10 protein-coding genes are annotated in these 7,745 nt (G+C 60.6%); all 10 read right to left on the minus strand.

The window, feature by feature from the left end; translation table 11 throughout:
- Positions 1-97: 97 nt before the first annotated feature.
- Complete coding sequence (gene ssb, locus T281_RS15250) at positions 98-556, minus strand: single-stranded DNA-binding protein (protein ID WP_037241312.1); 459 nt, start codon at positions 554-556, stop codon at positions 98-100.
- 703 nt (positions 557-1,259) lie between these two features.
- Entirely contained in the window at positions 1,260-2,027 is a 768-nt protein-coding gene (locus T281_RS17980; protein WP_052037564.1) for a 3'-5' exonuclease, read from the minus strand.
- Entirely contained in the window at positions 2,027-2,218 is a 192-nt protein-coding gene (locus T281_RS15265; RefSeq protein WP_037241317.1) for a hypothetical protein, read from the minus strand. The genes T281_RS17980 and T281_RS15265 overlap by 1 nt, the downstream gene beginning before the upstream one ends.
- Complete coding sequence (locus tag T281_RS15270) at positions 2,215-2,568, minus strand: hypothetical protein (protein ID WP_037241319.1); 354 nt, start codon at positions 2,566-2,568, stop codon at positions 2,215-2,217. Before T281_RS15270 ends, T281_RS15265 begins: the two co-directional genes overlap by 4 nt.
- Positions 2,569-2,571: 3 nt before the next feature.
- Positions 2,572-3,693 (minus strand): DNA polymerase III subunit beta, encoded by a 1,122-nt coding sequence (gene dnaN, locus T281_RS15275; protein ID WP_037241322.1) that lies wholly within the window; start codon positions 3,691-3,693, stop codon positions 2,572-2,574.
- 137 nt (positions 3,694-3,830) lie between these two features.
- Positions 3,831-4,811, minus strand: coding sequence for a DUF2303 family protein (locus tag T281_RS15280; protein WP_052037565.1), 981 nt, complete (start codon positions 4,809-4,811; stop codon positions 3,831-3,833).
- 31 nt (positions 4,812-4,842) lie between these two features.
- The gene (locus T281_RS15285) at positions 4,843-5,187 is read right to left on the minus strand and encodes a hypothetical protein (RefSeq protein ID WP_081796840.1); all 345 of its coding nucleotides are present in this window, start codon (positions 5,185-5,187) and stop codon (positions 4,843-4,845) included.
- A gap of 25 nt (positions 5,188-5,212) precedes the next feature.
- The gene (locus T281_RS15290) at positions 5,213-5,935 is read right to left on the minus strand and encodes a hypothetical protein (protein WP_155955294.1); all 723 of its coding nucleotides are present in this window, start codon (positions 5,933-5,935) and stop codon (positions 5,213-5,215) included.
- A 129-nt stretch (positions 5,936-6,064) separates the two neighbouring features.
- Positions 6,065-6,712: a hypothetical protein gene (locus T281_RS15295; protein ID WP_037241329.1), complete on the minus strand. Its 648-nt coding sequence runs from the start codon at positions 6,710-6,712 to the stop codon at positions 6,065-6,067.
- Position 6,713: 1 nt separating this feature from the next.
- Positions 6,714-7,400: a LexA family transcriptional regulator gene (locus tag T281_RS15300; protein WP_037241332.1), complete on the minus strand. Its 687-nt coding sequence runs from the start codon at positions 7,398-7,400 to the stop codon at positions 6,714-6,716.
- Positions 7,401-7,745: the final 345 nt, after the last annotated feature.

Here is a 7,745-nt window from a genome sequence, read left to right on the forward strand (position 1 = left end):
ATCAGGCTTGGCGTGCTTTGCTTTTTCCCGCTCGCGGATCACCTGTATCGATCGGCCGATGGGGGTCTCTCTGAATGGTGTATCTGGCATGGCCACCTCAGAACGGGATTTCGTCGTCGAGGCGGTCTGATGAACCGCCTCCGGTCGAGCCGCTGTAGCTCTCGCGGGTTTTCGTGCTGCCGTAGGCGTCCTCGCTGCGCGTGGCGCCGCTGGGCTTGCCTTCGAGCGACAGGCTGCCGTCGAAGCGGCCGATCACGACCTCGGTCGAGTAGCGGTCTGTGCCGTCCGAGTGCTGCCACTTGCGGGTCTTCATCTTGCCCTCAATGGCGACCCGCGAGCCCTTCGTGACATACTCTTGGATGATCTTCACGAGGCCCTGGTTGAAGCACACGATGTTGTGCCATTCCGTGCTTTCCTTCCGCTCGCCGGTGGTCTTGTCCTTCCACGTTTCGGAGGTGGCTATCGAGAATGTGGCAATCTGGTCGCCGGTGGTTGTTGGCCTGATTTCAGGATCACGCCCCACATTGCCGAGCAGGATGACGCGGTTGATGCTCATGGCTTCACCTCTGGAAATGCATTTACGCGGTGGAACGCGACCACCCATACCCATGGGTTCGCCGCCCACGAATCTGGGCCATTTAGTCCTCGCCACAGGTCCGCAAAAGCGGCGAAATGCGGTGCGCTCTGCGCCACTGGCCTTCGCCACGGCGCAACGCCCTCAGCCCGCGCGTCTTCCTCGTTGATATCTTGGAGCCGCTCGACGCGGATGTCAGTGATTTCGAGGCTGATCCGGCTCGCCCAGCGGGGCATGTGGATCGATGGGCGATACCCACCGCTGCCACCCTCAACGTCTGCCGCCCACCGTGACCACGCATCCCGGCTTTTGATTGGGAACCGATCATAGTCTACAGGGTAGCTCTCATCGACTAGATAGCGTCGGTCATTACCAGCTCGATAGAGCACAACCGGGCCGTTTTCGGATGAAGCGTCTGCCCATGTCTCCCGCACCCAAAGCCGATCTCCGGGGCGACCGTAGGGACAAAAGACCGGGTCACTAAGAGGCGTTTGCGGTTTTCCGGCCCAGAACTCCCATGCCCCGACTTTGTCTGGCGCGACATCGCTTGCGAGGGTTTGCGAAACGCTTTCGGCTCCGGCCGGTTGCCGCTTCACTATCCGCCGCGTCTGTGTTTTGCGCCCTTCGAGGATCGCGCGGACCATAGGCGCGCTGAACAAGATCGGCCGTTCTTTCGGTTCCTCGCTCATCTGGCCACCTCGCCCTGCGTAACGACGCCGCCCGAGGCGCGGCCCTTAAGCCGCGCGAGGTGGAAGGCTGCCGTGGCGCGCTCGCGCGCGGTCGCGGCATAGTCGCCCGATACCCATTGCAGGAATCGCTCGTCGTCTATGGCTGACCATCGCCTGTTCAGCCAGGGAGAGCGGATCTTGCAGCGCTCCTGAAGCGTCGGCTGTCCGGTCAGTCGCAGCAGATATTCCAGCGAGTGTTCATCCAGCATGCGGCGCAGGATGTGCGCGATTACGAGCGCGGCCGCTCCTGCCTTGTGCTTGTCCGCTTCCTCGCGTTGCACGGGGAGTTTCAGCCAGTAGCGCAGCGCGTGCTTCTGGTAGGACGGCGCGTCCGGCCAAAGACGGAGCGCGCAGCGATAGGTGTCGATCCACGGCGTCGCCTCGGTCATCGCGTCCGTCGCCCAGCGGCGCGTGAACGATATCTGGTGAGAGGCAAAGGCAACGGCGCCGTGACGTTCGGGCGGCACGATCTCATCGAGCAGCTCGGCCCACGACACCATCCCGCGCACGTCCTCGTTCAGGATGTGATGGACAGCGCTTGCCTGCGGCGGGATATAACGGCCCGGATCGCAGAGGTAGTTGGCGCATGGGCCGATTTCCCACGAGGCGATTTCGCCTTCGAGGATCGTGCCGGTGGCGACAAGGTCGGCGTAACCCACTTCGCAGGGGGCGTGGAAGCGCTCATCTTCTCCGGTGGTGCGGAGTTCGAGAATGCGAACGCGCATCAGTAGTCTCCCCAGCAAGTCATCTCGTATTCCACGGTCTCGCGCGGGCTTTCTGAGCGGAAGGTCTCCCAGAAATCTGCGTCTTCGGTGAATGTCCCGGCGTAGCGCCACGCGTCGACGCGCTGCATGCCGGTGAGGCGGCGAAACCAGTAAGCGGCGCGGGCGCGCCAGATGAGACGAGTGAGCATCATGCGGCCCTTTCCCGTTTCGCGGCCATGGCCGCCTCGTATTTCTCTTGCTGGGTTTGGTGGCCGAGGCCGCTCGGCAGTTGGCGTTCGAGCAACGTTTCGAGAGCAGGGAGATCGCCTCGGCGCAGAAGAGAGAGGGCTTCCTCGCTCAAATCCTGATCAGTGAGCAGGCCGCGCCAGCGTGCTTCCTCGACCGCTTCTTCGAGTTGGGAATCGGTCAAGACGTTCACATCGAACGCAAACGTCTTGTCGAGTTCGCGGCAGAGCATCGCCCAACCCCACGCTCTGCGTGGGTTGTATTTCGCGGCTGGAAGAGCCTTGAAAAATACTTTCAGGAATTCTTTCGGGCTCATCGCTCAGACCCTCATCGGCATGAGGACGAGCAGACTGTCGGCGTCGTCGGCGGGCTGGAACAGCGTCGGGCTGGAACCATCCGAGAGCGATATCGACACCTTGCCCTTTGGCAAGTTCGCGAGCGTATCGGCGAGATAGCGGGCATTGAAGCCGATCTCGACCTGGCTTGCCGTGGCTTCTTCGAGGTCGACCTCGTCCGCGGCGGAACCTCTTTCCGGGTCCGTCGCCTCGATACGCAACGTCTCGCCAAACGAGAGCTTCACCGCTCTGCCCTTCTCGGACGAGACGAGCGACACGCGATCGGCCGCCGCTGCAAGCGCCTCGTTGTCCACCACAGCGCGGAGCTTGTTTGCTGTCGGGATGACGCGCTGGTAATCGGGGAATGAGCCGTCGATCAGTTTCGATGTCAGTGTGGTGGAGCCGAAGGTGAGCCTGATCTTCGCGGGCGATACGTCGACCACGATCTCCTTCACGTCCTTCGCCAGGCGCGCGGCTTCGCCGACGCACTTACGAGGGACGATGACGCCGGACATGCCGGACGCCCCGTCCGGACACGGGACATCGCGGCTGGACAGGCGGTGACCATCGGTCGCGACGCCACGCAGCTTCGCGCCGTCGCCCCTGTCTGCCGTGTGCAGATAGACGCCGTTCAGATAGTACCGCGTCTCCTCCGACGACATGGCAAAGGCTGTGCTGTCGAAGATCGTGGCGAGCGCTTCGGCCTGAACCGTGAAACTGTGCTGGAATTCGGACTTGCCGAACTCGGGAAAATCGTCGGCGGGGAGCGTCATCAGCTCGAACCGCGAGCGCCCGGCCTTGACCGTGGCGCGGCCCTTGTCCCCGTCCCACGACAGCGATATGTCGCCGTCCGGCAGCTTCCGGACGATGTCGGACAGCGGCCCGCCCGGGACCGTAAAGCCGCCGTGCGTCGTCAGGTCTCCGGAGCAATCGATCGTGGCCCGCGCCTCGATGCCGAGATCGGTGGCGGTGACGGTGAGCTTGCCCTGATCGACGGTGAGCAGGAAATTGGAAAGGATGGGAATTGTGTTGCGCTTGTCGACGATGCGGGACAGCCGCGTGAGCGCGCCGGACAGGTCGGACTTGCGGGCAGAAATGGTCGGCATTGTCGCCTCAAATCGAAATCTCGGGAAGGTGCCGGGTTGCTCTCCACCCGGCTAAGCCACGCCTGGTTTGAGTGGCGCTGCGCCCCGCTGGCCGCGCGCCTGTTATCCTCTGGCCGGCGTTCGCCGCTCGGCCGGGCTCAGCCGAGTTCGGGTGTGCCTTCGTAGGCTGGGAGCAGGGTATCGGCGGCTGCCGTGTCGAGATCTGCCTTGACCTGCTGGCGCAGATACCAATCCCAGCGATAGAGCGCGTAGGCCCATTTGATGCTGCCGCTGGCGATACGATAGCGAAGGCGCGCAGGGATGCGGACCTTTTCGCCGTCGACGAACGCCTGGACCGAGAGCATGAATATGCCAGGCACGTCGACTTTCTCGCCCTTGCCGTTCATGTGCTCTTCGGTGAACTCGACCGCGCGCTCACCGCTTGCGAGCCGGACGGCGTTCTTTGCCTTAGCGCCCACGAACACCTCAAGGGCGCGCGACAGGTCGATCAGCTCGTTCGGGTTGGCGAAGCGCTCCTTGAAGAGCGGCTCGAACTCGTTGCGCTCTTCCTCGGTCGGCGACGCCAGTTCGGCCGCGTGATCTTCGATGAAGGCCGCGAATTCGCCCTGATCGAACAACTCGCCGTTCGACTTCGTCCATGCGCCCATCCCGTCCGTTACCGGGAACCGATAGCGAATGCGGTGTTGCATGTGGCGCGGCTCGCCACCTGTTTCGCCTTCAATGGTGATCCGCGGCTCGTGATAGTCGAGCACGGCGACGAGCTGAGGGCTCGGCCAACTCGTCACGGCGAAAATCGCGGAGTGCTTGTCCTTGTGGTAGTTGACGAGGTCGATGAAGGAGGTGAGCGTCGAGACATCAGCGGTCCCCGTGCGGCGCTCCGGTCGCACGCGATATTTCTCGATGATGGTCTTCAGGTCGCCTACGCGCGCCTGCTCACCCTTCATATCGATTGTGACCGGGACCTTCTTTGGCAAACCGTCTCCTAAACCGTCTGTCTCGACCGATAGCACCTCAAAGCCTTGGGCCTGTGATGCCAGTTCGGCAATGGCCTTGATGCTCGCAGGTTCCGATGGAATATCAGATTTGCCGGTGAAAATTACGTCAGCCTTGTTGCTCATGTGAATATCCTTTCAAGATAATGGTTGAGTTTTACGCGCGGTCGCGCAGACGCTCTGTCGCGTCGCGCGGACCGCCGAACATGTCGATCTGGCTGGGATGCTGGGTGGAAAGGCCGCCCTCGTGCGTCCAGAACGGCGTTGCGCCGAACTTGTCGCCCTCGGGAAGCTTCGATTTCACGGTCGGCGTCACGTCGACGCGGCCGCCCTGGTAGGCGATCTCGATCTCGACCGTGATCTTCGCCTTGCCCTTCTCGCCGGGCAGTGCTTCGAGCGTTTCGACGGCCTCGCGCAGCACGTCGTCGCATTTCTCGGCGAACTTCCCGCGGTGCAGGAGGCCGATCATCTGATCGAATTTCCGGATAGTCGGTTGGCTCATGGCCCTGGTTCCTCGACAGTGATAATCAGGCCGCCGCAGAGGCGCGGACGGACCGGGTGATGCTGGAGCGCTGCCGACCGCGCAGGCTCCCGACGCGCGGCGCATAGCGCTCGACGCGGGCGCGGTATTCGTCGGCGGCCATGGGCCACGGCCAGAGGCCGAGCTTGCCCATCACGCGGAGCGTCGGCTCGTCACGCGGGAGCGTCTCACCGAGCAGCTGCACGGCTTCGGTGTTGTGGAGGCGGCGGTCGACATCGAGGAGCTTTGCCATCGCGGCATCGGAGCACGGCCATTCGAGACGCGCCGCCTGATGCACCGTGTTCATGATTGCGAATTTCAGATCGTCGAAGGCTGCGTCGGCGGCGCGGCGCGCGGCGGGCATGATGGTATCGCGCGGCATTGACGTGTGAAACGCGGGATCGAGCCTGACGGACGCTGCAAACCAATTGGTATAGGCGGCAAATGCAGCATGCTCGGTGCGGCCGAGATAGGCCTCATGCGCGGCGTGAAACAGGAAGGACGCCGCGAGCGCGTCGGAACCCGTTTCACGGGCAACGGCGTCGGCGCCGATCACGCAATGCTGCGCGACCGAATATATGCCGGAGGCGCACCGGCCCCCAGTGTGATCGATGCGCGAGAGCACCTCGGCGAGATCGTTGAAGTCGATCTGCTCGGGCGCGGGGCGGAGCAAGTCGACGGCGATGCCGGACGGCATCCGCGTATAGGCGGCATGCGTGGCGTGAGACAAGGGCGGCCTCCATCAGGGGTGATGGAGGTAACGTTTGCATCGTTATAGGTAACGATGCAACGCAAATTTTAACGATACTCAATGTCGCAGCCATGAACGCGAGCCAGAAATGGCAGCTTCGTAACGAAGCTACTTAATCTCGAATTTCTCAGCCTGGTAGCCGGGCAGATAGTAGGTTATCCCGCTGCCTTGTTCCTTTACCTCGTATGGCCCGGAGATTGCGTGCGTGCTTTCGATGGAGAAAACACCGCCGGCTTTAAGTGGTTGGCAACGTTTCGTTAATATTGCGGTTGCATTGGCGCGAAGCTCTTTGACCCTTGCGGTGCGTCTCTCGGCCGCAATTGAGGTGAGGGCTGGGTTGCCTGCCTCGTGCGCGCGTTCGATCTGAAGAGCCTCAATTTCTATAAAATCGTCATAGTTTTTGCAGCCTATCGTTTCGGTCTTAAGGATGGCGAATGGAACCTCTTCTTCGGTGGCACTTCTGGCTTCCGTCTTTCCGGCCGAGAGTCTGCCGCGCTCCTTGGCCCAAAGAGCAAGGTCCGAGAACCCGGCCTTTGTAGCCGCAGTCCAATCTTCTGCATTCAGAAAGCCGCGAGCCTTCGCGCGCTCATCATAGCCCCACCCAAGAAAAGCGGCGCAAACCAATGACCCAAGAACTCCTAATATTACAAAGCTTCCATCGCGGCGAAGAGCCGCCCAGACGATACCTACCATAAGGCAAGCAATAATTCCTATTCCAGCAAGACACATTTCCACCCAAAGAATAAAATCGTACATACTAAACTCCCAAAAGGTCCTTTATAGTCATGACGCGATGAATGCATATTACTCGCGCGATAGGGACTGACACTTCGCTGTGAGGATTGAATTGCTCGACAACAAGTCCTTCTGGAGTTCGCCGCTTAAGTCGTTTCAGATACGACACATTCGGACCGGTGCTTTTGCTATCTTCCGGCGCGAGTTCAATCACGATGTCATCGCCAACTGACGGCGGGATGTCAGGATTTACGTAGATCAACTCTCCAATGTCGAAGCGAGGATACATGTTATCTTTAGCTACAAAAAACGCGTACAACCGCTGCATATGCTTGGCCCGTTCTGGCCGGCGCACGTAATCAATCCGTTCCCCAGTAAACAGAAATTCGTCGCCGGTGCTGACAGCTGAAACCCCAAGAACAGGCACATCTATGGTTAACGAATTCTTGTCAGAATTCAGCTGTTTCACCATTCTAACATTGGTATTTTCTCCTTCAAGAGGCGAGACTTTCGTATTCTCATCGCCAGTTTCAAGATAGGCGACCGTGGTGCCCAGATACTTCGCAACGAGCGCGACGTTTTCCGGCTGAGGACGCCGCGATCTTTCATTCAAAATATTCTGTATTGTGCTTGGTTTCAGCCCGCTGTCAGCCGGGGGCGTCTGGGGTTTCCCGGTCGCATCCAGCAATGCTTGGATGCGGCCAGCCATCGTGTTCGGATCTAGGTCGCGTGGTTTACGTGGGGGCATGCGTTAAATTTATCGTAATTAACTGGGGGGATCATTCGTTAAAGGGAACGATAAAGACGGTTGACTATCGTTACGAGTAACGGTAAGTCATCGTTATGAGCGCAATCGCAAACCTACTCAGTGTCGTTGATGCCTATGCGGCCGCCAGATCGTTAACGGACGCTAGCGTTTCCACGACCATTTTTTCCGATGGGACGCGCATCCGCCACTTGAGGGCCGGAGCCGACATGACGACGCGTCGTGTCGAGCGCGCGATGCAATGGCTGTCGGCGCATTGGCCCGAAGGGGCCGTGTGGCCGGACGGCG

Origin of the sequence: Rhodomicrobium udaipurense JA643 (genome assembly GCF_000636015.1) — a bacterium.
Taxonomy (GTDB): domain Bacteria; phylum Pseudomonadota; class Alphaproteobacteria; order Rhizobiales; family Rhodomicrobiaceae; genus Rhodomicrobium; species Rhodomicrobium udaipurense.